Source organism: Campylobacter lari, assembly GCF_004357905.1.
Classification (GTDB): Bacteria; Campylobacterota; Campylobacteria; order Campylobacterales; family Campylobacteraceae; genus Campylobacter_D; species Campylobacter_D lari_D.
Genome location: NZ_SMTT01000002.1, coordinates 123,587 through 146,916, shown reverse-complemented (window position 1 = coordinate 146,916; position 23,330 = coordinate 123,587). Strand labels below are relative to the sequence as shown.

Sequence of the window (23,330 nt, the reverse complement as noted above, 5' to 3'; positions counted from 1 at the left end):
CTAACCTTGTGAGCTTAAATTAAAATATAAGACTAATTTTAGCTATGAAAAACTTAAACTTTTTTTAAATAAAGGATATTTTTATATTTCAAACACCCGTTCTTGATATATCTAAAGCACCACTCATAAAAAGGTATAAAAATACAAAACCTAAAATTATCCTATAAATTCCAAAAGGTATAAAGTTTATCTTGCTGATTAATTTTAAAAATATTTTTATTACTATAAAAGCCACTACAAAAGCTGTTATAAAACCTATGGCTAAAGGAATGAAATTATTCATATTGCTTAGAACCTGTGGTTCTTTATAAATGCTATAAGCTGTTGCTATAATCATGGTAGGAATTGCAAGTAAAAATGAAAATTCAGAAGCCACTTTGCGATCAAGCCCAAGCAATAAGCCACCTATGATACTTGCTCCACTTCTTGAAGTACCTGGTATGATAGCAAGAGCTTGAGTTAAACCTATCAAAAAAGCTTGTTTATAACTTACCTCATCTAAAGAGTGGATTGTGTAATCTTTTTTTCTATGTTTAAGTTCTATAATGATAAAAATAATCCCACCAATGATTAACATAGTAGCCACGGTATAGCCATTAAATATCTCTTTTAAAAACTTATATGCTATAAAACCAACCCCACCTGCAGGCAAAAAGCCCACAGCAAGTTTTAACCAAATATCAAGTTTTTGAGTTAGTTTTTCTTTGAAAATAAAAATCACCGCTAGTATAGAACCAAGCTGAATGATGATGAAAAAACTTCTCCAAAAATCATCTATATTTAAACCCAAAATTTCGGCACCTAAAATCATATGTCCTGTAGATGAAACAGGTAAAAATTCTGTCAAACCCTCGATAATTCCTAAAATCAAAGCATAATAATAATCTAAATTCATTTTTTAAGTACTCTTCTTGCAAAAATTAGCATGATCGCTACAAACACTACAAAACCTATAATCCCATCGTCTTTAAATGAAGTTGCAATAGCAAGTGGATCTTCAGCTCCACCTCTACTAATAGAAAGCACAGTTAAACCAGCTATTAATACTCCAAATAAACTCTCACCCACTATCAAACCAGAGGCAAATAAGGTTCCTTTTTGCTCATGCTCTTGAATAAGTTCTTTTTTATGAGCATTTTTAGCATATCTTTGCTCCAAACGCTTTTTGATTAAATACGCTAATAATCCGCCTACAAATAAAGGCATATTAACAGCAGGTGGTAAATATATACCTATACCCACGGCTAAAGGTGGTAAAGACATATTTTTCTTTCTTAATAAACGATCGACGATGATTATACCAACGCCCACAAAAGCTCCCGCTATAATATAACTCCAATCGATATTAGCATTAAAAATGCCTTGTGCTATAGTACTCATCAAATTTGCTTGTGGTGCAGCAAGCGCATTTGCCTCATCCATTCCTTCTCTTGGCATTGCACCCACAAAACCATAAGCTTGGTATAATAAATTTAAAACAGGAGCAATAGCTAAAGCTCCAAATACACAACCTATAATCAAAGAAATTTGTTGTTTCCAAGGAGTTGCACCCACTAAATAGCCAGTTTTTAAATCTTGTAAATTATCATTAGAAATAGCAGCAGTTGCCAAAATAACACTAGTAGTAAATATAGCAAAAGCAATAGCAAATTTAGACATTAAAGGATCGCTAAATAAATCTACTTGATAACCCAAAAGTAAAATAATCAAAGAAGAAATCATAATCCCAATAAGTCCTATACCAGAAATAGGAGAAGATGATGAACCCACCAAACCTGCCATATATCCACAAGCAGAAGCTACAAAAAAGCCTATAAAAATAGCTACTAAAGTTCCCATTAAAGCAAAAAGAATTTGATAACCACTTGCTAAATTTGAATCAGCCACAAAAGCATAAAATGAAATAAACAAACCTATACACATAAGTACAAATAAACCTAGCATAGCTTTTAAAGATAAATCCATATCTTTAGGATCTTGTGAGAGGTTTAATGAGGTTTTTTTAAGCATATTTTTCATGCCATCATATACAGGCTTTGCAAGCTCTATTAAAGTCCATAATGCTGCTATAGCAATAGCTCCTGTACCTATTAAGCGTACTTTTTGAGCCCAAATTTGATTAGCTATATCAAGCGCACTTAAACTCACATCAAAACTTTCTTTAGCAGAAAAATATGGCACAAAAACCATCCAAGCAAGCACCATACCCGCAAGCAATGCAACACCTCCGGCTATACCTACTAAGTATCCAGCACCCAAAAGTGCCACTGAATAACCCATAGAAAAACCAAAAGTCATTTTTTGCCAAATGAATGCAAAACTGCTTCCACTTGAAAGTAGTTTAAAACCGCTTGAAAAAAGACTTATCACAGAAGCAAAAGCCACGCCAAGTGTGATTTCTTTTAAGCCTACTTTTCCTTTTTTATCAGCTTGATCTTTATTGGCCACTTTTAAAATTTCAGCAGCAGCTCTTCCTTCAGGATAAGCTAATTTGCTCTCTACTACCATAGCTCTACGCAAAGGTATAGTAAAAAGCACGCCCAATCCACCCCCACAAAGACAGAGCATAAAAGTAAGCCAAAGTGGAAATTCAAACCAATATCCACACATAAAAAGACCTGGTATAACAAAAATCACAGCCGAAAGCGTACCTGCAGCTGAAACTTGAGTTTGAACCATGTTATTTTCTAAAATATTAGAGTCTTTAAAGATTTTTAAAACAGCCATCGCGATCACAACAGCAGGAATAGAAGTAGAAAAAGTAAGACCAACTTTGAGCCCCAAATATACATTTGAGGCGGTAAAAATAATCGTTAAAATACTTCCTAGTATTATACCCCTAAGCGTAAGCTCCGGTAGTGAGTTTTTTGTATGCATTTTGCTTCTCCATTTTTATTGACAACCTTCACATTCTATAGTTCTATCAACCACATCATCATTTACTTTTTGACTATCAGGACTTTCACTTCTTAGATAGTAAGTTGATTTAACACCTAATTCCCAAGCAAGTTGATAAATTTCATTTAAATATCCACCGCTTGCTTTATCTAAAGAAACAAAGATATTTAATGATTGACCTTGATCAATCCATTTACCACGAATCGCTGCTGCTTTTACTAAGATTTTTTGATCAAGCTCATAAGCAGGAGTGTAATACTGCCAAGTATTAGCACTTAGATTTGGCACCACAGTTGGTATCATACCGCTTAAGTTTTGCTCAAACCATTTTCTTTTATATACAGGCTCAATTGTTTGAGTAGTACCCACTAAAATAGAAATAGAAGAAGTTGGTGCTATAGCCATTAAATAACCATTTCTTATACCATCTCTTTTTAGTTTTTCTCTTAATTTTTCCCAATCACACTCGCTTTGATCAAACAAACCTTCACTTGCGGTAAGTTTTTTAGCATTTTCGTTTGCTACATCAATTGGCACTATACCTTTACTCCAGTTTGATCCTTCAAAGTCAGGATAACTTCCTTTTTCTAAAGCTAAATTTGAGCTAGCTAAAATAGCCTCATAGCTAATCATCTCCATAATATGGTCAATTTTTTCAAAATGCTCATTAGAACCCCAATAAATTTGAGCTTCAGCTAGCATTTGCGCTTCACCCATTACGCCAAGCCCTATAGCGCGTGATTTTAGATTGGTATTTTTAACCTTTACATGAGGATAAAAATTTAAATCAATCACATTATCAAGCATTCTTATGGCTGTTGGTACTACTCTTTGAATGTCTTCTCTAGTATTGATTTTACTTAAATTTATACTTGCAAGATTACAAACTGCGGTTTTTCCTTCGTTTTTGTATTTTTCTACTATATAGACTTTTTTACCATTGATACTATCTAAAGTAGAAACTTTCTTAGCAAGCTTTTTATATCCTCCATCTATTGCAAGCTCTTCATCCTCATCTAAATGAAGCTCTGTTTTATCATCAAATACGATTTTGATTTGATAATAATTTGGATCTGTATTTTGAAAAATTTCTGTACATAAATTTGAACTTCTTATAATCCCTGCGTGAGAATTTGGATTTGTTTTGTTTGCACTATCTTTAAAACATAAAAATGGCATACCTGTTTCAAAATAAGATAAAAGTATTTTTTTCCAAAGCTCTTTTGCATCTATAATTTCTTTAGCTATGCTTTCATCTTTTTCAAATTCTTCGTATTTTTTCTCAAATTCTTCACCGTATAAATCGCATAAACTTGCCGTATCAGCAGGATCAAAAAGCGTCCATTTATCATTTGCTCTTACTCTTTTCATGAATAAATCATTGATCCACAAAGCAGGGAAAAGTTCATGTGCTCTTCTTCTTTCTTCACCTGAGTTTTTACGCAAATCTAAAAAGTCGTTAATATCCATATGCCAAGGTTCAATATAAACTGCAATCGCCCCTTTTCTAGTACCAAGTTGGTCAACAGCAACGGCTATATCGTTAGTGATTTTTAAAAATGGTATGATCCCGCCTGCTGCATTTTTATGCCCATCTATGCTTCCACCCATAGCACGCACCTTAGACCAATCCCAGCCTATACCGCCACCAAATTTAGATAAAAGTGCCATTTCTTGATAAGAATCAAAAATTCCTTCTATATTATCAGGCGTACTTCCTATATAACATGAGCTTAATTGGTGTCTTGTAGTTCTTGCATTTGAAAGGGTTGGGGTTGCAAGCATTACTTCAAAAGTTGAGATCAAATCATAAAATTTCTTAGCCCAAGTTTGAGAATCTAGCTCATTTTGTGCTAAAAACATCGCAATAGCCATAAACATTTGTTGTGGTAATTCTATAGGTATACCCTTAGAATCTTTAATCAAATATCTATCATATAAAGTTTTTATACCAAGATAAGTAAATTGCAAATCACGTTCTGGCTTGATATAAGCATTAAGATCATCTAAATCATATTTTTCTTTTAAACCGATTAAAATCCTGCCTTCTTTTTCACCTTTTTCAAGATATTCTCTTAAATGTTTATATCCATTATAACCACTTACTTTTTTATATAAATCATATAAAAACAATCTTGCAGCAACAAAGGTCCAATTAGGTCTATCAATATCTATTTTATCCACTGCTGTTTTTATAAGAGTTTGTTGGATTTCTTCTGTTGTTATGCCATCACGAAATTGAATTTTTGCATCTACTTCAAGCTCACTTTGGCTAACATTTTCTAAATTTGCCACCGCATCAGTGGTATATTTTTTAATTTTAGAAACATCTAACTCTTCAGTTCTTCCATTTCTTTTTAATACTTTCACTCACAACCCCTAGTTTATTATTTAAAAGTTCTTGCAAAAATTTTATCTACATTTTTTGTATAGTAGTTATAATCAAAACAATTTCTAATATCTGCTTCACTTAAAGATTTTTTCAAATCCTCATCAGCTAATAAAGCTAATAAAAACAAACTCTCGCCTTTTTCATTTAAAGCAGACTTACCATTTTGTAAATCAGCCCAAACTTTCATAGCATTTCTTTGAACTATCTTATAAGCTTCTTCTCTGCTTATACCTTTAAATGGAAGCTCAAGCAATACTCTTTGAGAGAATACAAGTCCTCCAGTTAAATTTAAATTTTTCATCATATTTTCTGGATATACCAAAAGCTTTTCTATCACACCGCATAATCTTGAAAGCATAAAATCAGTCGTGATAAAAGCATCAGGTAATACAAATCTTTCAACGCTAGAATGTGATATATCTCTTTCATGCCATAGGGCTACATTTTCTAAAGCAGGTGTTACATAAGCTCTTATCATCCTGCAAAGACCGGTAATATTTTCACTCAAAACAGGATTTCTTTTATGAGGCATAGCTGAACTTCCTTTTTGTCCTTGAGAAAAATATTCTTCAGCTTCATATACTTCTGTTCTTTGAAAATGGCGGATAGCAACAGCAATTTGCTCACAACTTGAAGCTAAAATAGCTAAAGCCGAGATAACCTGTGCGTAGCGATCTCTTTGTATAACTTGGTTTGAAACTGGTGCTGGCTTAAGATCTAAGTTTTTACAAACTTCTTCTTCAAATTCAAGCGGAGCATGAGCAAAATTTCCCATAGCACCGCTGATTTTTCCATAGCTAATCACTTCTTTTGCATGAATGATTAAATCTTTTGCATGAACTAGCGAATCATACCAAATAGCCAAAACCAAACCAAAAGTTATAGGCTCTCCATGAATTCCATGGCTTCTTCCTACCATTAAGGTATTTTTATGCTCATATGCTCTTGTTTTAATCGCTGCTAAAACTTGATCTAAATCTTGCAAGATTAATTCTAAACTATCTTTAATCTGCAAAGCAACTGCAGTATCAATACAATCTGAACTTGTCATCGCATAATGCACAAAACGACTTTCCTCACCCAAACTTTCACTTACACTAGTTAAAAAAGCGATAACATCATGTTTGGTAGTTTTTTCTATCTCATCTATTCTTGCTATATCAAATTTTGCATTTTTTATAATTTTTTCACAATCATCGTCTTTAATAAGACCAAGTTTATTCCACGCTTTCACAGCAGCTAATTCCACTTTTAACCACGCCTCATATTTTGCTTGCATGTCCCATTTTTTAGCCATGATTTCTCTGCTATATCTTTCAACCATTTTCAAGACCTTTTTTTATATAATTTTTTATGAAAAAATAGCTTGAATTTTATTATAAATTACCTAAGAAAGTTATTAAATGGCATATATAAAAAAGAAACTAGCAAATAATGGAAAAAAGGCATTTAGACTACTTATGGATGAGTTAAAAATTTCTATGCGTGAAGCACAAAAACTCATTGATAAAAAAAGACTATTTTGTGATGGAAATTTGGTAGAAGAAAAAAACAAATTTTTAGATGGTCTAGTAGAATTAATCATATATGAAAATAATCCCAAAGGATTAGAAATAGTTTATGAAAATGAAGATTTTGCTGTAGTAGAAAAACCAAGCGGGGTGCTAACTCATCCTAATGGACGCAATTGTACTTATAGTCTTTGTGATGAAATTTGGCATTTATGGGGTGAAAAAGCTTGCGTGGCTCATAGATTAGATAAAGAAACAAGCGGGCTTTTGCTCATAGCTAAACATAAAAATGCACAAATTGAGTTAAAAACCATGTTTGAAAAAAGATTAGTGCAAAAAAGCTATCTTGTTCTAGTAAAAGGAAAAACTAAAAAAGAATTTATAGTAGATAAAAGCATGGATTTAGCTAAAGACTACGATGCAGTAAAAACTAGAATGCATATTTGTGAAAATGGTAAAGAAGCTTTAACGCAATTTTATACTTTAGAATATTTTGAAAATTTAGATACCAGTTTAGTTTTAGCTAAACCTCTAACAGGCAGACAACACCAAATAAGACTACATTTGTTTCATGTGAAACATAAAATTTTAGGTGAACCTTTATATGGTTTAGAAAAAACACAAATAGAGCAAATACTTGATGGAAAAATGAGTAATATAAAAAGAGCTCAAATTACAGGTGCTAAAAGACTGCTTTTACACTCTTTTAGCTTAGAATTTACATATAAAAATCAAAAATTTTTGATACAATCTCAAAAAGATATAAAAGGTGAATTTTTGAAAAATCTACCTTAATCTTTTTCTAATTTTAAAACCTTATCAGTTTGGATTGCAATTGGAATTTTTTTGATAGGCTGACTAAAATCTCTACAATAATCACAAGATTTATAAAAATCTTGAGAATAAAATTCAAAAAATCTTTCTTTAGAATCCTCTAAATTTAAAAAATCGCCATTAAATTCTTCAAGTCCTTTTAAACGCGATAAAGAACTTGATATAGGACAAACAAAAACAGCTCCTTTAGGTGCTAATTGTTTATTTTCTAAGCCCTCAGATGTCATCAAACTTACACATGACATTTGACAATTATAATAATTTTTAATTATATCTTCTTTGCTTCTACCGCGCTTGTAAATTTTATCTATATCATACCAATAATCTATTGTATTATAAGAAAACGCTATATTATTTTTCTTAAGCTTACTCAAAATACTCTCTTGTTTTAAAGGTATTTTTAAATTTGGTGATTTTCTATAATCTGAAATACTTATTTTTCTTGCTTTTTTTGATTTTTTAAATCTCAAAATCAAATCTTCTTTAAAGTCTATTGTTGCATTAGTTAAAATATCAAAAGTTAGTATTTTCTTTTGAGTATCTAAATAATCAATCAATTGTGGTAAATCTTTAAACAACAAAGGCTCTCCACCTATAATTCTAACCCTTGCGATAGAATCTACTTTAGATAAAAGTAGATCTAATGATTCTATAATACCCTCTAAAGTACAGGTATATTGATTTGATGGTGAAAAATACTGCATTAAATTGTTACATGATTCACAACGCAAAGTACATCTTGTAGTTAAAACTAATTCTAAATAAGGAATATCCACCTTACCTTCTAAAACCCTCTTTTCAAAGTATTTTTTCAAATAAAATTTTTTCATCAAAGCAGCATAAGGAACTTTAAAAATTCTAGCAATTCCTCTTTTACCATTTAAATACGAAAAATACCAAGAAATATTTGGTTTTATATATCTATTTTGAAATAATTGATTTTCTAATAATTGTTTTTTATCTACCATTGTTTTTCCCTTCATTCTTTAATACATAAATAATTCCACCAAATCCTATGATCACCACTATGCTTATAAAAATAAGCTGTGCTATATCTAAAAAAGTCATTGTTTACTCTGCCTTTCTTTAAGCTGTCCGCATGCAGCTGAAATATCAAGTCCCTTGCTTTCTCTTATCGTACAAGTAACACCTTTGGCACTTAAATAATCTTGGAATTTAACCGCATTTTCAACACTTGGTCTTTTATATAAACTTCCTTCGTGTGGATTAAAAAGTATTAAATTCACTTTGGCTTTTATACCATTTAAGAGCTTGACTAGTTCTTTTGCATGTTCTATTTTATCATTTATACCATCGATTAAAAGGTATTCAAACATTACTCTTTTACGCTGATCTATAGGAAAATTTCTCACCGCTTCCATAATGCTTGCTATATTATAAGCTTTATTAATAGGCATTAATTCACTTCTAAGCTCATCATTTACAGCATGGAGCGAAATAGCCAAAAGCACACCTAAATTCATTTCTCCAAGCTCTTTAATTTGCTTTGCTAAACCACTTGTACTTATAGTTTGTCTTCTAGGGCTTATCGCTAAAGCATCATTATCAGCTAAAATTTTAACTACCTTAGAAACATTTTTAAGATTATCCAAAGGCTCTCCCATACCCATATAGACTATATTAACCCTTCTTTCATAAGGTATGTTATTATGTTTTTTAATCCATAAAATTTGTCCTACTATTTCTCCTGCAGTCAAATTTCTTTTCAAACCGCCTTTAGCAGTCAGACAAAAACTGCACCCACTTTTACACCCCACTTGAGAGGAAACACAAATAGTATATCTTGCATGTTTGATGATTTTTCCATTTTCATCTACAAGCTCTTCTTTCATAGGTAGCAAAACAGCTTCTATTTTTTTACCATCTAAAAGCTCAAAAAGATATTTAATACTACCATCTTTGCTTTTTTCATCTTTCACACATTTTAAAGGTGAAAAATGAAAATTTTCTTGTAAATACACTCTAAAGTCTTTTGGTAAAGATGACATTTGTAAAAAATCGTCTGCATATTTTTTATATAACCATTCAAAAATTTGCTTTGCTCTAAATTTTGGTTGGACTAAATTTTCTAATTCTTCTTTAGTAAAATCTAATATATTTTTTAATTCACTCAATTTTTTTCCTATATAAGTTTCTTATCTAATAAAAAATCTTTTAATAATTCTTTTGCTTCTTGATGATTTTTTAAAAAATCTTCATGTGCAAATTCATTACAAAAATTTGTAGCACATAAATAACAAATTCCTTCTATTCCTTGCATTTTTGCACAAGAAAGCACAGCGTATGCTTCCATATTTTCTATATGTACGCCTTTTTTAAAAAATTCTTGGGCAATATTTTCATCTTTGCAAATATAATTTGAAGAATTAATCATAGTTTCATGTGAAACATTTAATCTAATCTCATTTGCTATAGGTGTATAAAAACTATCAAATAAATCTGCGTATTCTAAATTTGCAGCATTAGAACTTTCATAAATGTCTAAAATTTTTCCTTCTTGGTAAATTCCACATGTACCTATAAAAATCACTCTATCTACTTTTACTTGACTTAAAATTTTACCTAGAGAAAAAGCAGAATTAACTAAGCCTACACCTATACTTTGTGCAAATTTAAAATCCTCATTTCCTCCTGCACACACTATAAGATTTTTCAAAAATTAACCTTTATAAAAAATAATTCAAATTTTATCTAATTAGCGCTTAAAATAATGCTATAATTAATATTTTTTAGATAAAATAAATTTATGATAAAAGCAAAAAAACATTTTGGGCAAAATTTTTTATGTGATAAAAGCGTGGTAGATAAAATCATCCAAGCCATACCCAAAGATACTAAAAATATAGTTGAGATTGGGCCTGGCTTAGGTGATTTAACGCAAGAACTTTTGAAAATTCCACAAGCTCATATTAGAGCTTATGAGATTGATAAAGATTTGATTCCTATTTTAAATAAAAAATTTCAAAATGAGATTGAAGGTGGAAATTTTGAGCTTATTCATCAAAATGCAAGCGATGCTTTTGATCAAGGAAGTTTAAGCGATAAAGAGTACTTTTTAGTAGCAAATTTACCATATTATATTGCTACAAATTTGATTTTAAAAGCCCTAGAAGATCAAAATTGCCTTGGGCTTATAGTAATGGTGCAAAAAGAAGTAGCACAGAAATTTTGTGCAAATGAAAAAGAAAGTAATTTTTCGGCTTTAGGGGTACTTTGTGCATTGATATGTCAAAGACAAATGCTTTTTGATATACAACCACAAAGCTTTAATCCTCCACCAAAAGTTACTTCAGCTGTAATGAAGTTAATAAAAACTACTCATTATCAGCAAAAATGTGAAAATATAGAAGCTTTTAAAGAATTTCTTAGAGCTTGTTTTCAAAATCCTAGAAAACAACTCTTATCTAATTTTAAAAATAAAAAAGAAAAAATTCTAAAAGCATTTGAAGCACTAGATATCTCTTCTACCTCAAGAGCTCATGAAATTAGCGTTGATTCATACCTTAAAATTTATGACCATTTAAAGGATGACTATGAGCGAAGAAAACAAAACTCAAGAGCAAAACAAAACTAAAAGATTTAATAAATTTAGAAACAAAAGAAAAAAAGATTCACAAAATCAAGAGCAAAATAGTGAAATTAAAAACGAAACAAAAGTAGAAAATACTCAAACTGAAGTTAGCGAAGAAAAAAAGAAAAAGAAAAAAAATAGAAATTTACCTTCTAAATTAAGTGGTAATGAAGAATGGCAAATAGAACTTGCTAAAAGCATAGAAGCTAATAAAATCATGCACGAGCTAAGACTTCACCCTTTAAAACACAACAACTCAAGCGAACATAAAATTCGTATTACGCCTTTGGGTGGGCTTGGAGAAATCGGTGGAAATATCACTGTTTTTGAAACTAATAATGATGCGATTATCATTGATATAGGTATGAGTTTTCCAGATGGAACCATGCATGGAGTAGATATTATCATACCTGATTTTGACTATGTAAGAAAGATTAAAAACAAAATTCGCGCTATCATCATCACTCATGCTCATGAAGATCATATCGGTGCTGTACCGTATTTTTTCAAAGAATTTCAATTTCCTATCTACGCAACACCTTTAGCACTAGGTATGATTTCAAATAAATTTGAAGAACATGGTTTAAAGGCTGAGCGTAAATGGTTTAGACCTATAACAAAAAGACAAATTTATGAAATAGGCGAGTTTAATTTAGAATGGATTCACATAACCCACTCTATCATCGATGCTTGTGCTTTGGCTATTAAAACTAAAGCAGGAACCATCATACACACTGGCGATTTTAAAATAGATCAAACACCAATTGATGGTTATCCAACGGATTTAAGTCGTTTAGCTCAATATGGCGAAGAAGGTGTGCTTTGTCTTTTAAGTGATAGTACAAACTCATATAAAGAAGGCTATACAAAAAGCGAAAGCTCTGTAGGACCTACTTTTGATCAAATTTTTGCCAAAACTAAAGGCAGGGTAATCATGAGCACCTTTAGCTCTAATATCCACCGTGTATATCAAGCTATTAGTTATGGTTTAAAATATGGCAGAAAAGTGTGCGTTATAGGGCGTTCTATGGAAAGAAATCTCTATACTACTATGGAACTTGGCTATATCAAGCTTGATAGAAAAATTTTCATTGACGCTGATGAAGTAAGCAAATACAAAGACAACGAAGTACTAATTGTCACTACAGGAAGTCAAGGCGAGACTATGAGTGCTTTATATAGAATGGCAACTGATGAGCATAAATTTATCAAAATCAAACCTAGCGATCAAGTTATCATTTCAGCTAAAGCAATACCAGGTAATGAAGCAAATGTTTCTGCTGTACTTGATTTTCTTTTAAAAGCAGGAGCTAAAGTAGCTTATCAAGAATTTAGTGAAATTCATGTAAGCGGACATGCTAGTATAGAAGAACAAAAACTCATGCTAACTTTAGTAAAACCTAAATTTTTCTTACCAGTGCATGGAGAGTATAATCATATCAATAAACATAAAGAAACTGCTCTAAAATGTGGTATACCTGAAAGAAACATCTACTTAATGAGTGATGGGGATCAAGTAGAGCTTTGTCAAAAATACATCAAACGTGTAAAAACAGTTAAAACAGGAAAAGTCTTTGTGGATAATCAAATCAACAAACAAATCGCAGATGATGTGGTAATTGATAGACAAAAACTAGCAGATAGCGGTATAGTTGTCATCATCGCCCGGCTTGATAAAGCAAGTAAAACACTAATTAATAAACCAAGAGTATTTAGTTATGGCTTGGTAGCTGATAAACAAGATGGAGCATTCTCAAAAGAAATGAGTGATGTTTTAAGTCAATTTTTCCCAAATGTAAAAGATGAAATTTTAGATAATCCAAAAGTTTTAGAAGCTCAAATTAGACAAGTACTAAGAAAGCATATTTTTAGAAAAATCAAAAAATATCCAACCATAGTACCAACTATTTTTGTGATGTAAAGTAAAATTATGAGAATTAATAAATTCATCTCACACAATAGCAAATATTCTCGCCGTGAAGCTGATGAGCTAATCAAGCAAGGCTTAGTAAAAATCAATAAAAAAACAGCCTTGCTCAGTGATAGTGTAAATACTGAAGATAAAGTTTTTATCAATGGTAAAAAACTCCATAAAAAAACACAATTTTCAGTCATCATTTATCATAAACAAAAAGGTGAAATAGTTAGCAAAAAAGATGATAGAGGTAGAAAAACCATCTATCATACTTTACCAAAACAGTTTAGCACTTGGCTTAGCGTAGGAAGGCTTGACTTTGCAAGTGAGGGATTACTTTTACTAACTGATTCACCTGTAATAGCAGATGCACTTATGCATAGTGATTTAGAAAGAGAATATTACTTAAAAGTAAAAGGTAATATAGATAAAAATGTCATCGAAGCTATGCAAAATGGCTTAGAAATTCAAAATGAAAAAAAAGGGGCTCACGCCAAAACTAAAATAACCTCAATGAGTTTTGCTCCATTTTTAGGCTTTGAAATTTTTGGTTCAAGCGGAGGCTATACGAAACTAAAAGTAATCATTAATGAAGGTAAAAATAGGGAGCTAAGACGCTTTTTTGGACATTTTGATTTAGAAGTGATGGATCTTAAAAGAGTGGCATTTGGAGCATTAGATCTTGGTATGTTAAAAGCTGGCAAATATCGTTATTTGGAAAATGGCGAGTATGAAAAACTGCGCGATTTTTTAAAAATAAATGATATTAGGTATTAAAATTAATACTTTAAAAATACTTAAATTAATTAAAATTTAATTTTAATTTTGTATAATTAGCAATTTAATTTATATAAAAAAGGAAAATTATGGCAAACCATAAATCTGCTGAAAAAAGAGCAAGACAAACTATCAAAAGAACTGAAAGAAATAGATTTTATAGAACAAGATTAAAAAACATTACAAAAGCGGTTCGCGAAGCAGCGGCAAATAACGATAAAGAAGCTGCACAAAATGCATTAAAAGTAGCTAATAAAAGCATTCACGCTATGGTAAGTCGCGGATTTTTGAAAAAACAAACTGCATCACGCCGTGTTAGCAGATTAGCATTATTGGTAAACAAATTAGCATAATTAATGTTAGCTGATAAACTCAAACCTTTTTTAGCACGCTTTGATGAGTTAAATACTCTTCTTAGTGATGTTAATATCTCTAATGATATTTCTAAAATGACAGCTCTATCTAAAGAGCAAAAAAATTTAGAACCCATAGTAGAAAAAGCAAAAGAATATCTCAAAACCTTAGATGATATAGAAGAAAATAAACTTCTTTTATCTGATCCTGAACTAGGTGAACTTGCAAAAGAAGAACTTAAAAATCTCGAAGTTTTAAAGCCACAACTTGAAGAAAAATTAAAAATTCTCTTATTACCTAAAGATCCAAACGATGATAAGAATATCTTTTTAGAAATTCGTGCAGGTACAGGTGGCGATGAAGCTTCTTTATTTGTTGGGGATTTAGTAAAAGCTTATATACGCTATGCTGAAAATCGTGATTATAAATACGAAATAGTCAGCTCAAGTGAAGGTAGCGTAGGTGGATTTAAAGAAATCATCATTCTTATCAAAGGAAATGGAGCTTATTCAAGGCTAAAATACGAAGGTGGCACGCATAGGGTTCAAAGAGTACCTGAAACAGAATCTCAAGGTAGAGTTCATACTTCAGCTATTACAGTGGCTATTATGCCTGAAGTTGATGATGTTGAAATTCAAATCAATCCAAATGATTTAAAAATCGATGTAATGCGTAGTAGCGGTCATGGTGGTCAAAGCGTAAATACCACAGATAGTGCTGTAAGAATCACTCACATTCCAACAGGTATAGTTGTAGTAAATCAAGATGGTAAAAGCCAACATAAAAACAAAGAAAGTGCCATGAAAGTCTTAAAGGCAAGACTTTTTGAAATGCAAGAACAAGAACGCTTAGCTAAAGAAAGCCAAGCAAGAAAATCACAAGTTGGAAGTGGCGATAGAAGCGAACGCATACGCACTTATAATTTCCCTCAAAATAGAATTAGTGATCATAGAATAAATCTTACTTTATATAGACTTGATGCGATTTTAGAAGGTGGACTTTTTGATGAAATCATCGAGCCATTAATCGCTTATTATCAAGCAGAGGCTTTAAAACAAGAAAATTTATAATTCTTGTTTTAATTATTGCTTGCTAATAAAATTCTATATTGTTCTTTATCAACATTTATCAAAAGCGAAACTAATTTAAAAGCTCTAAATTTTTCCATTACAAAAAGATCTTTACTATCTTTTAAAACTATAGCAACTAAATTTTTCATTACTTTATCAAGCCAAATATTTTTATATTTATCATTTGCTGAATGATATCTTCCAATAGCATTCCAATTAAACCCGTATCGTTGTATAATTTCATAAAGTAATCTTGCTGCTATGTCTATATTTGCACTAACTTTTACAATCTCTTTTTCGCTAACACCATAACGCTTTAAATGAATGCTATTAATTTGCATTAAACCATAATCTCTTGTTTGATTTTTATTTCTACCAATGATATTATGTTCATAAGCTGCATTCTCTGTCAAAGCTATGGCTTTAAGTAATGCCATGGGTATATTATACTTTCTAGCCGCGATTTTAAAATCTTTATCATATTTATAAAAATTTTCAGGTATATAAATATCACCTATAAAAATTTTTGTATCAAAAGCAAAAGTAAAATTAAAAAATATTGCTAATAATAAAATCCTTTTTAACATTTTACTCCTTTATAGTACTTATGCTATAGCAAATTTATAAATAAAAATTATGCAAATAAGTTAATAAATTATCTAAGAATTTCTTTTATAGTAAGTTGAGGGGTGATTAATCCTCTAAAATTATTTTTAGAAATACTAGCTATAAAATCAATATTTTCACCAATTTCTGGCTCATAGTCAAAATTAAAAAATAAAGCTTCTAAAGTCTTATTTCCTTGTGTTAAAATAAGTTTTATATGATTTTCATCTTTACCAAGTCTTTTTTTGTTTTTTACAAAAAGCTTATCAAATTTAAAATATGGCCTTGGGTTTTTATGCCCAAAAGGTTCAAAAAATTCCAATATCTCTAAAAGTTCAAAATCAACTTCATTTGGATCAATACTACCTAAAACCTCATCAGTATTGTAAAAATCATCTTTAGGGATATTTTGACAAATTTCATAAAGCTTATTTTTAAAAATACCAAATTTTTCAAGCTCGACTAAAACTCCAGCTGCACCTTTATGTCCACCATAGCTTAAAACAAATTCTTTAGCTTGTTCTATAACATTTAAAATATCTATCCTACCCACGCTTCTAACGCTAGCTTTAGCCTTTTGCTCACATTCTGAAAAAACAAAGGCAGGCTTGTTAAAATGCTTTGCTAAACGACTTGCAACTATACCCAAAACACCCTCATGCCAATTTTGGCCATTGACAATAATCACAGGATCATTTTCATCAACTTGTTCTAAACATTGTTTAAAAAGCTCGCGCTCTTCATCTTTACGGCTATTATTATAAGTAATGATTTGTTCTAAATAACCCATAACCTCATTAATATTTTTAGAATGCAAAAATTTATAAGAAATAATCGCATCATCCATTCTACCTGCACTATTAATCAAAGGTGCAATTAAAAAACTAATATTATCAAGCTCAAATTTATCCTTACCAAAATACTGTTTGATAGCTTTAAATGCAACTCGTTTTGAATCATTAATACACTCTATGCCTTTTCTAACTAAGGCTCTATTTAAATCTCTAAGCTCCATCATATCTGCGATAATTGCGATAGATAAAAGCTCTATAAATTTACACATATTATAATTAATTTTACATACTTCTTTTATAGCAGCAACTAAATACCAAGCCACTTGAGCACCACAAATTTCAATATCAGGAAATTCACAATCTTGTTGTTTAGGATTAATGATCGCATAAGCTTTTGGTAAAGTAGCTGGAGGCATATGATGATCGGTAATGATTAAATCAATTCCTTTTTGTAAACAAAGCTCTGCTGCATCAAAAGCTGCTATACCATTATCTACAGTGATGATTAAATCTATCCCATTAAGTTCATTGATGATTTCTTCATTTAGACCATATCCATCTTTAAAACGATTTGGAATTTTTACCACATAGTCATATCCGATATCATCAAAAAATTCAGATAAAATCACACAAGAAATCACCCCATCTACATCATAATCTCCAACAATAGCAAGCTTTTGATTTTTTTCAATCGCTTCTTTAATACGTAAAGCACCCTTATAGACATCTTTTAAACAAGATGGCATAGGTAAATCACAAAGCTTTACATGTGTATCATTGATAAAACGCTGGTGTAAAATTTCTTTTATTTTGGCTTTATTTAGCATGATTTGTTAAAGATGCCTTGATAAAAGAAAAAATAGCCGGATTAACCCTAACTAAGCGTGAAGTAAATTCAGGGTGAAACTGCACTGCTAAGAAAAATGGATGATCTTTAAGCTCTACAGCCTCAACTAAACCTTCATTTTCCCCGCTTATAATAAGCCCATTTTTTTCAAACATTTCTTTGTATTTTGGATTAGCTTCATAGCGGTGGCGGTGGCGTTCTTTTACGCTTTTTTGATTATTATAAACCTTACTTAAAAGTGTATTTGGCTTGATATGACACTCATAAGCTCCAAGACGCATAGTTCCACCAAGTGGAGTTTTACTTGTTCTAATTTGCTTTTCTCCACTTGCGTCAATAAATTCATCAATCAAAAAGATGATAGGATTTTTACAATTTGGATTGAATTCATGAGAATTTGCATCTTCTAGTTTTAAAACATTGCGTGCAAATTCCACTAAAGAAAGCTGCATACCCAAACAAATTCCTAAAAATGGAATTTTATTTTCTCTTGCATATTGTATGGCTTTGATTTTTCCTTCTACTCCACGGTAGCCAAAACCACCTGCTACTAAAATCCCATTTACATCTTTAAAGCTTTCTTCGACATTTGCATTTTCTAATTTTTCACTATCGATCCATTTTAAATTTACTCTTGCATCAAGTGCTGCACCTGCATGGATAATGGCCTCTGTTAAGCTTTTATAGCTTTCTTTTAAATCTACATATTTTCCTACAAAAGCGATGCTAAGTTCATTACTTGGAGCGATGACTCTTTTTACTAAAGAATCCCATTCGTTCATATTTGGCTTTAAATTTTGAAGATCTAATAAACTTGCAATAGAATTTAAAATATCTTGTTTTAAAAAATTTAGTGGAATTTGATAAATACTAGCTGCATCCACACTTTCTATAACGCAGTTTTTTTCAACTCCGCATGAAATTGCGATTTTGTCTTTTAACTCTCTATCTAAAGATTTTTCACTTCTGCAAATGATCATATCAGGGCTTATACCTATACGGCGTAATTCTCCCACACTATGTTGAGTTGGTTTTGTTTTAAGTTCTCCTGCTGCTTTGATAAATGGCACTAAAGTCAAGTGAATATTAATAGCATTATATTTACCCACTTCAAGTTTTAAAGCTCTAATAGCTTCTAAAAATGGTAAGCCTTCTATATCTCCTACCGTACCACCTATTTCAACAATTAAAATATCTTTATCAACTCCGGCCTTTTTAATGCGATCTTTTATCTCATCAACTATATGAGGGATTACTTGTATAGTTTTTCCTAAGTAATCTCCTCTTCTTTCTTTTTCTATAACACTTTGATAAACTCTTCCTGTGGTAAAGTTATTATCTTGAGTTAAATTCTCATTTAAAAATCTCTCATAATGTCCTAAGTCTAAATCTGTCTCAGCTCCATCTTCAGTTACAAAAACTTCCCCATGCTCCAAAGGACTCATCGTACCAGGATCTACATTAATATAAGGATCTGCTTTTAAAATACTTACTTTTAAACCTGAATTTTTTAAAATAGTAGCAATAGATGCTGCTGCTATACCTTTTCCTAATGAGCTTAAAACACCACCGGTTACAAAAATATATTTAGTTTGTTTTAATTTCATAAAATAACCTTAATTTCTTTTTTTGAAATTATAACGAATAAAAAATTTTATTTTTATAAACATTTGTGTAAAATTCAATTATTTTTGAAGGAAATTTTCGATGAAAATCACATTATTAAATCATACTCCACTTTCTGTATGCTCTCATGCAACAAGAACATGTTGGCAAAGTTTTGACAAAGGTGATTGTGGTGGTGAGAAAGACAAAGAATTAATCGATCGAGTGGGAAATAAATTCAAACATGCTTCAACCTTAGAGCATTTAAACTATACTTTTTATATACAAGGTATTTCAAGAGCATGCTTACAAGAAGTTGCAAGACACCGCCACACTAGTCCTAGTGTAAAAAGCACAAGATATACTTTAAAAGAACTAAGAAATGAAAGCGAATTTAAAGAAAATGACTTTGAAAATGCTAAAAGATACTTAGTATTAACCGGAAATGAAGTAGTAGATAATGCAAGTATCAAAGCTTTAGAAAATCTGCGTTTGATTTTGCAAAATAGCATTAGTTTAGATATAGCAAAATACTGCTTACCAGAAAGTTATAAAACAGAATTAACTTTAACAATTAATGCAAGAAGTTTGCAAAATTTTATCACTCTAAGAAGCTCAAAATCAGCCCTTTGGGAGATAAGACAACTCGCAAATGCTTTATTTGAAAACTTGCCTGAGGAACATCAATTTATTTTTAAACATTGTGTTTATCAAGAAGAAAATTCCCAAGATTAATTGGGAATTTTTACTTATATTTTTTTAAGAAATTCAGTTTTCAAAACAATCACACCAAATTTATCTACTTTAGCTTCAATTTCAGTGTCTTTGTTTGTAAGCTTAATATTTTTTATAGTTGTTCCGCGCTTTAAAGTAGTGCTTGCACCTTTTACCTTTAAATCTTTCACAACACTTACACTATCACCTGTATTAAGCTCAGTTCCATTTGCATCTTTTGGCATATATTCTCCTTAGAATTTATAAGTATATCCTAGATATAAACCATAATTTGTTTGTTTAGGATCGTAAAAGTTTGAACCTACCATATTTTGATAAAAATTTCTTGTATTATAATGAGTTTGCTCGGCTTTAAAACCAAACTCAATTTCATTTGCTTGATTTAACTCATATAAAGCACCGATTTTTGCTCCATAAGTATAACCATCAAAATCTTGAGATAATGATAAAAAGCTTGTTTTTAAAGTAATATCCGTTCTTGCATAGCCACCATATACACCTAAAACAGCTCTTGTTTTTTCAAAGATTTTTGGAGTAAAATCATAACCAAGCAAAAACTTATGTGTAGTAAATTCTCCATCAATTTTTAATCTTGTGGTATTGATTACATCACTAAATTCGCTTGAATAATTATAAGCACCATAAATTCTATGATTTTCACTAAAACGATAACCAACTCTTAAACCAAAAACAGGAACATTACCTTCTAAATCACCATTATATTTAATGTTTTGTGTTTTTCTATGATCAAGATCAGATTTTACCTTAGTATGAAACCAACCAGCATCAATACCTAATAATATTCCTGAATTTTCATCAGCTAAAGCTAAATTTGAAACCAAAGCAGCACTTGCAACTAAACTAAATAATTTTAATTTCATATTTTCCTCCTTAAAATAAGACTTAATATATCCTTTTATTTTTAATAAAAACTTAATTTTGTGGTACCACTAAATCAGATCTACATTCAATCACAGTATGCACATTACCACGAGGGTTAAAATCACCTACTACTTTTATCCATTTTGGATCAAGTTTTTCTTTTAAAGTATTATAAATTTCATTAATACTTGCTTCATGTGAAACATTTCTATACATAAAGGTATTAATATAAAGTTTGATTGCTTTAAGTTCTACTACTAATTTATTTGGAATGTATTCTAAGTAAATTGTAGCAAAATCAGGATACCCACTACGCGGACAACAACACATAAATTCAGGTAAAGTGATTTTAATCACATAATCATTTTTGGCATCATTTGGCCAAACTTCCATATTTTCTACACTAAATTCTTTGATTTCTTTTTCACCATATCGCATTTATAATCCTTAGTTTGTTTTTAAAACTTTATAATACCACAATATTTTATATTTTATTTTGACAAAATTTAAAAAGCTTATCTTGAAGTAAAAGTAATTTTTCACTTTCATTACTAAGAATTTTTATACACAAACCCTCATAAAAAAGTTGATTTATATCGTCAAATGAAGCTTTTAATTCTTCATAAAACTCATCATATCCAAAAAGATAAATACTCAAATAATGCGTATAATTTGCAAAAAAATTTAAATCATTTTCTTTCATATAAGAAGGATTGATTTTAATTTTATCATTTAAAATTAAAGTATCATTTCTATAAATTTGAGTTAAACTCTCATAATTTTTAAAAGCAAATTTTTCATCCATAGCCACTCTACCAAAAATGACAAAATCAACATAAACTAATCTTGAAAAAGAAGCTAGATTAATCTTTGTGTTTTGTATAAAATTTGCATTTTCTTGAAGCAAAAGTGGCTTTGGCATATAAAAAAAGCTTGCATTTTCTTCAAGAGTAAAATCAATATTTTTACTCGCAAAAGAATCTTTAGTATCATATACCTTTTCATAACTTTGTGTGAGTATAGCGGTGTTTGTACTTTTCTTACATATGATTTCAAAATTTAAATGATCCTCTTTAAAAATTCCAGCACTAGAATTTAGAACATATATACTAGTTAATTTTTTATCATAAAAATTCCTCATAAGTTTAAAAGGAGGAGTAAAAAAAGAATTTTTTATGATAGTTTTTTCATTGATAGTATCTAATGTAAGTTTAAAAACACTCTTTTGAGCAAACAAATCAATCCTTTAAAAGTGTGTATTTTTTAATCCAAGTAATGATTTCTTCTAAACCTTCTTTAGTTTGAAGATTACTCATGATAAAAGGTCTATCTCCACGCATTTTTAAAGTATCTTCTTGCATGATTTTTAAAGAAGCATTTACATAAGGAGCTAAGTCTATTTTATTGATAATCATTAAATCAGATCTACAAATAGCAGGACCACCTTTGCGTGGAATTTTTTCTCCTTGAGCAACATCTATAACAAAGATAAAAAAATCCACAAGTTCAGGTGAAAAAGTCATTGATAAATTATCTCCACCACTTTCTATAAAAATAAGATCTAAATCACTAAAACGCTCTTGTAAAAGTTCAACAGCTTCAAGATTACAAGAAGCATCTTCTCTAATGGCTGTATGAGGACAACCTCCAGTTTGCACTCCAATGATTCTTTCTTTTTCAAGAACGCCTTGTTTGATTAAAAAATTTGCATCTTCATTTGTATAAATATCATTTGTAATTACAGCCAAAGAAAGCTCATCTTTTAAAGCTTGACATAAATTTAATACTAAAGCTGTTTTACCACTACCTACAGGACCACCTATGCCTATTTTAACCATTATAACCCTTTTAAGAAATATAAATTTTAAATGCTAAATTTTGGTGTTTTATACCCAAATAATCATTTAAGACATTATGATTTTCACACCAATCTTTTAAAGTTAAATTTTGTAATTTAGAAAGAACCTTTTGAAAATCTTGCTGTAATTGAAAAAGTAAAATCTGCCCTTCATTTTGTGATAAAGGCACGATTTTCACAAGAATATTAACAAAATTACTCATTAAAGCAAATAAAAAACTTTCATACATAAAATCAAGCTCATTATCTTTACAAAATAAAGCATACACAAAAGGATAAATAGGAGTTTGATTTCCTTTAATGTATTGATTTAATAAAGGATTTGATAATCCATAAAGACTAACATTTTTTACAAAGCGTTTAGCTAGAAAAACATAAGCTTGACTTTGTTCTTTTGCAACTATACTTGATAAAAATTTTCTTTGAAAGACTAGTAAATTTTTTACATCATTTGCATTTTCATAAGCTATTTTCAAAGCTAAAAGCTCAAAATATAAAATATTAGAATAAAGCTGAGTTTTTAAAACTTTTTTTGCATCTTCTATATTTTTTATATAAGCAAAATTCACATAAGATTCTAAACCAAAAGAATGTGAAAAAGCTCCTATAGGAAAAGAAGAATCACTAATTTGTAAAAGTAAAAAATTTAATTTATTCATC

The 23,330-nt window shown here is 30.2% G+C and carries 24 protein-coding genes; 7 read left to right on the top strand and 17 right to left on the bottom strand.

The genetic code is table 11. The features are described 5' to 3' along the window. Positions 1 to 88: 88 nt before the first annotated feature. Genes E2O22_RS02605 through purB form a run of 4 tightly spaced genes read right to left on the bottom strand, consistent with a single transcriptional unit; the run spans position 89 to position 6,614 of the window. Entirely contained in the window at positions 89 to 895 is an 807-nt protein-coding gene (locus E2O22_RS02605) for an undecaprenyl-diphosphate phosphatase (RefSeq protein WP_133319104.1), read from the bottom strand. Then, the gene (locus E2O22_RS02600) at positions 892 to 2,877 is read right to left on the bottom strand and encodes an OPT family oligopeptide transporter (RefSeq protein WP_133319103.1); all 1,986 of its coding nucleotides are present in this window, start codon (positions 2,875 to 2,877) and stop codon (positions 892 to 894) included. The genes E2O22_RS02605 and E2O22_RS02600 overlap by 4 nt, the downstream gene beginning before the upstream one ends. 15 nt (positions 2,878 to 2,892) lie before the next feature. Further along, positions 2,893 to 5,268 carry a ribonucleoside-diphosphate reductase subunit alpha gene (locus E2O22_RS02595; protein WP_133319102.1) on the bottom strand — a complete coding sequence of 792 codons (2,376 nt, stop codon included), beginning with the start codon at positions 5,266 to 5,268 and terminating at the stop codon, positions 2,893 to 2,895. Positions 5,269 to 5,285: 17 nt separating this feature from the next. Beyond that, positions 5,286 to 6,614 carry an adenylosuccinate lyase gene (purB, locus tag E2O22_RS02590; protein ID WP_133319101.1) on the bottom strand — a complete coding sequence of 443 codons (1,329 nt, stop codon included), beginning with the start codon at positions 6,612 to 6,614 and terminating at the stop codon, positions 5,286 to 5,288. 79 nt (positions 6,615 to 6,693) lie between these two features. Here purB and E2O22_RS02585 point away from each other — a divergent pair, with 79 nt between their 5' ends. Beyond that, positions 6,694 to 7,596: an RluA family pseudouridine synthase gene (locus E2O22_RS02585; protein WP_133319100.1), complete on the top strand. Its 903-nt coding sequence runs from the start codon at positions 6,694 to 6,696 to the stop codon at positions 7,594 to 7,596. Here the strand turns inward: E2O22_RS02585 and E2O22_RS02580 are convergent. The 4 genes from E2O22_RS02580 to E2O22_RS02570 are packed head-to-tail and all read right to left on the bottom strand — an operon-like array spanning position 7,593 to position 10,312. Then, positions 7,593 to 8,603: a radical SAM family protein gene (locus E2O22_RS02580; protein WP_133319099.1), complete on the bottom strand. Its 1,011-nt coding sequence runs from the start codon at positions 8,601 to 8,603 to the stop codon at positions 7,593 to 7,595. The genes E2O22_RS02585 and E2O22_RS02580 overlap by 4 nt on opposite strands. Further along, positions 8,593 to 8,703: a hypothetical protein gene (locus E2O22_RS08035; protein WP_243705631.1), complete on the bottom strand. Its 111-nt coding sequence runs from the start codon at positions 8,701 to 8,703 to the stop codon at positions 8,593 to 8,595. The genes E2O22_RS02580 and E2O22_RS08035 overlap by 11 nt, the downstream gene beginning before the upstream one ends. Further along, complete coding sequence (gene rlmN, locus E2O22_RS02575) at positions 8,700 to 9,770, bottom strand: dual-specificity RNA methyltransferase RlmN (protein ID WP_133319098.1); 1,071 nt, start codon at positions 9,768 to 9,770, stop codon at positions 8,700 to 8,702. The genes E2O22_RS08035 and rlmN overlap by 4 nt, the downstream gene beginning before the upstream one ends. 8 nt (positions 9,771 to 9,778) lie before the next feature. Next, positions 9,779 to 10,312 carry a purine-nucleoside phosphorylase gene (locus E2O22_RS02570; RefSeq protein WP_133319097.1) on the bottom strand — a complete coding sequence of 178 codons (534 nt, stop codon included), beginning with the start codon at positions 10,310 to 10,312 and terminating at the stop codon, positions 9,779 to 9,781. A 90-nt stretch (positions 10,313 to 10,402) separates the two neighbouring features. On the opposite strand from E2O22_RS02570, the gene rsmA reads away from it, so the two are divergent. The 5 genes from rsmA (at position 10,403) to prfA (ending at position 15,343) form a co-directional block, all read left to right on the top strand. Then, the gene (rsmA, locus tag E2O22_RS02565; RefSeq protein WP_133319096.1) at positions 10,403 to 11,230 is read left to right on the top strand and encodes a 16S rRNA (adenine(1518)-N(6)/adenine(1519)-N(6))-dimethyltransferase RsmA; all 828 of its coding nucleotides are present in this window, start codon (positions 10,403 to 10,405) and stop codon (positions 11,228 to 11,230) included. Further along, positions 11,190 to 13,148 (top strand): ribonuclease J, encoded by a 1,959-nt coding sequence (locus E2O22_RS02560; protein ID WP_133319095.1) that lies wholly within the window; start codon positions 11,190 to 11,192, stop codon positions 13,146 to 13,148. Before rsmA ends, E2O22_RS02560 begins: the two co-directional genes overlap by 41 nt. Before the next feature lie 9 nt (positions 13,149 to 13,157). Then, complete coding sequence (locus E2O22_RS02555; protein WP_133319094.1) at positions 13,158 to 13,919, top strand: pseudouridine synthase; 762 nt, start codon at positions 13,158 to 13,160, stop codon at positions 13,917 to 13,919. 89 nt (positions 13,920 to 14,008) lie between these two features. Further along, positions 14,009 to 14,272, top strand: a complete 264-nt coding sequence (gene rpsT / locus E2O22_RS02550) for a 30S ribosomal protein S20 (protein ID WP_039617063.1) — start codon at positions 14,009 to 14,011, stop codon at positions 14,270 to 14,272. A 3-nt stretch (positions 14,273 to 14,275) separates the two neighbouring features. Continuing rightward, the gene (prfA, locus tag E2O22_RS02545) at positions 14,276 to 15,343 is read left to right on the top strand and encodes a peptide chain release factor 1 (protein WP_133319093.1); all 1,068 of its coding nucleotides are present in this window, start codon (positions 14,276 to 14,278) and stop codon (positions 15,341 to 15,343) included. 8 nt (positions 15,344 to 15,351) lie between these two features. Here the strand turns inward: prfA and E2O22_RS02540 are convergent, their stop codons facing one another. The 3 genes from E2O22_RS02540 to pyrG all read right to left on the bottom strand — a co-directional run bounded on the left by E2O22_RS02540 (position 15,352) and on the right by pyrG (position 19,197). Then, entirely contained in the window at positions 15,352 to 15,930 is a 579-nt protein-coding gene (locus E2O22_RS02540; protein WP_133319092.1) for a lytic transglycosylase domain-containing protein, read from the bottom strand. Between the two features lie 68 nt (positions 15,931 to 15,998). Next, a complete protein-coding gene (gene recJ / locus E2O22_RS02535; protein ID WP_133319091.1) occupies positions 15,999 to 17,570 on the bottom strand; it encodes a single-stranded-DNA-specific exonuclease RecJ in 1,572 nt (523 codons plus the stop codon). Next, on the bottom strand, positions 17,560 to 19,197 hold the full coding sequence (pyrG, locus tag E2O22_RS02530; RefSeq protein WP_133319090.1) for a CTP synthase: 1,638 nt from the start codon (positions 19,195 to 19,197) through the stop codon (positions 17,560 to 17,562). The genes recJ and pyrG overlap by 11 nt, the downstream gene beginning before the upstream one ends. A 100-nt stretch (positions 19,198 to 19,297) precedes the next feature. On the opposite strand from pyrG, the gene thyX reads away from it, so the two are divergent. Beyond that, positions 19,298 to 19,930: an FAD-dependent thymidylate synthase gene (gene thyX, locus E2O22_RS02525; RefSeq protein WP_039617054.1), complete on the top strand. Its 633-nt coding sequence runs from the start codon at positions 19,298 to 19,300 to the stop codon at positions 19,928 to 19,930. A 14-nt stretch (positions 19,931 to 19,944) separates the two neighbouring features. Here thyX and E2O22_RS02520 read toward each other — a convergent pair whose 3' ends face one another. From E2O22_RS02520 to E2O22_RS02495, 6 genes are read right to left on the bottom strand one after another with little or no spacing between them, the layout of a single operon-like run. Continuing rightward, on the bottom strand, positions 19,945 to 20,154 hold the full coding sequence (locus E2O22_RS02520) for an alkylphosphonate utilization protein (protein WP_133319089.1): 210 nt from the start codon (positions 20,152 to 20,154) through the stop codon (positions 19,945 to 19,947). A gap of 9 nt (positions 20,155 to 20,163) precedes the next feature. Beyond that, the gene (locus E2O22_RS02515) at positions 20,164 to 20,811 is read right to left on the bottom strand and encodes an outer membrane beta-barrel protein (RefSeq protein WP_133319088.1); all 648 of its coding nucleotides are present in this window, start codon (positions 20,809 to 20,811) and stop codon (positions 20,164 to 20,166) included. A gap of 52 nt (positions 20,812 to 20,863) precedes the next feature. After that, positions 20,864 to 21,250, bottom strand: a complete 387-nt coding sequence (queF, locus tag E2O22_RS02510; protein ID WP_039617048.1) for a preQ(1) synthase — start codon at positions 21,248 to 21,250, stop codon at positions 20,864 to 20,866. Between the two features lie 46 nt (positions 21,251 to 21,296). Then, complete coding sequence (locus tag E2O22_RS02505) at positions 21,297 to 22,049, bottom strand: urease accessory protein UreD (protein ID WP_133319087.1); 753 nt, start codon at positions 22,047 to 22,049, stop codon at positions 21,297 to 21,299. Position 22,050: 1 nt separating this feature from the next. Further along, positions 22,051 to 22,650 (bottom strand): urease accessory protein UreG, encoded by a 600-nt coding sequence (gene ureG / locus E2O22_RS02500; protein WP_039617044.1) that lies wholly within the window; start codon positions 22,648 to 22,650, stop codon positions 22,051 to 22,053. Positions 22,651 to 22,660: 10 nt separating this feature from the next. Then, positions 22,661 to 23,329: an urease accessory protein UreF gene (locus tag E2O22_RS02495; RefSeq protein WP_133319086.1), complete on the bottom strand. Its 669-nt coding sequence runs from the start codon at positions 23,327 to 23,329 to the stop codon at positions 22,661 to 22,663. Position 23,330 lies beyond the last annotated feature (1 nt).

Excerpts from the sequence above, each read along its gene's own strand:
- E2O22_RS02605 (WP_133319104.1), bottom strand. The coding sequence starts at position 895 with ATGAATTTAGATTATTATTATGCTTTGATTTTAGGAATTATCGAGGGT.
- E2O22_RS02600 (WP_133319103.1), bottom strand. The coding sequence starts at position 2,877 with ATGCATACAAAAAACTCACTACCGGAGCTTACGCTTAGGGGTATAATA.
- purB (WP_133319101.1), bottom strand. The coding sequence starts at position 6,614 with ATGGTTGAAAGATATAGCAGAGAAATCATGGCTAAAAAATGGGACATG.
- E2O22_RS02585 (WP_133319100.1), top strand. The coding sequence starts at position 6,694 with ATGGCATATATAAAAAAGAAACTAGCAAATAATGGAAAAAAGGCATTT.
- E2O22_RS02580 (WP_133319099.1), bottom strand. The coding sequence starts at position 8,603 with ATGGTAGATAAAAAACAATTATTAGAAAATCAATTATTTCAAAATAGA.
- E2O22_RS08035 (WP_243705631.1), bottom strand. The coding sequence starts at position 8,703 with ATGACTTTTTTAGATATAGCACAGCTTATTTTTATAAGCATAGTGGTG.
- rsmA (WP_133319096.1), top strand. The coding sequence starts at position 10,403 with ATGATAAAAGCAAAAAAACATTTTGGGCAAAATTTTTTATGTGATAAA.
- E2O22_RS02560 (WP_133319095.1), top strand. The coding sequence starts at position 11,190 with ATGAGCGAAGAAAACAAAACTCAAGAGCAAAACAAAACTAAAAGATTT.
- E2O22_RS02555 (WP_133319094.1), top strand. The coding sequence starts at position 13,158 with ATGAGAATTAATAAATTCATCTCACACAATAGCAAATATTCTCGCCGT.
- rpsT (WP_039617063.1), top strand. The coding sequence starts at position 14,009 with ATGGCAAACCATAAATCTGCTGAAAAAAGAGCAAGACAAACTATCAAA.
- prfA (WP_133319093.1), top strand. The coding sequence starts at position 14,276 with ATGTTAGCTGATAAACTCAAACCTTTTTTAGCACGCTTTGATGAGTTA.
- E2O22_RS02540 (WP_133319092.1), bottom strand. The coding sequence starts at position 15,930 with ATGTTAAAAAGGATTTTATTATTAGCAATATTTTTTAATTTTACTTTT.
- recJ (WP_133319091.1), bottom strand. The coding sequence starts at position 17,570 with ATGCTAAATAAAGCCAAAATAAAAGAAATTTTACACCAGCGTTTTATC.
- pyrG (WP_133319090.1), bottom strand. The coding sequence starts at position 19,197 with ATGAAATTAAAACAAACTAAATATATTTTTGTAACCGGTGGTGTTTTA.
- thyX (WP_039617054.1), top strand. The coding sequence starts at position 19,298 with ATGAAAATCACATTATTAAATCATACTCCACTTTCTGTATGCTCTCAT.
- E2O22_RS02520 (WP_133319089.1), bottom strand. The coding sequence starts at position 20,154 with ATGCCAAAAGATGCAAATGGAACTGAGCTTAATACAGGTGATAGTGTA.
- E2O22_RS02515 (WP_133319088.1), bottom strand. The coding sequence starts at position 20,811 with ATGAAATTAAAATTATTTAGTTTAGTTGCAAGTGCTGCTTTGGTTTCA.
- queF (WP_039617048.1), bottom strand. The coding sequence starts at position 21,250 with ATGCGATATGGTGAAAAAGAAATCAAAGAATTTAGTGTAGAAAATATG.
- ureG (WP_039617044.1), bottom strand. The coding sequence starts at position 22,650 with ATGGTTAAAATAGGCATAGGTGGTCCTGTAGGTAGTGGTAAAACAGCT.
- E2O22_RS02495 (WP_133319086.1), bottom strand. The coding sequence starts at position 23,329 with ATGAATAAATTAAATTTTTTACTTTTACAAATTAGTGATTCTTCTTTT.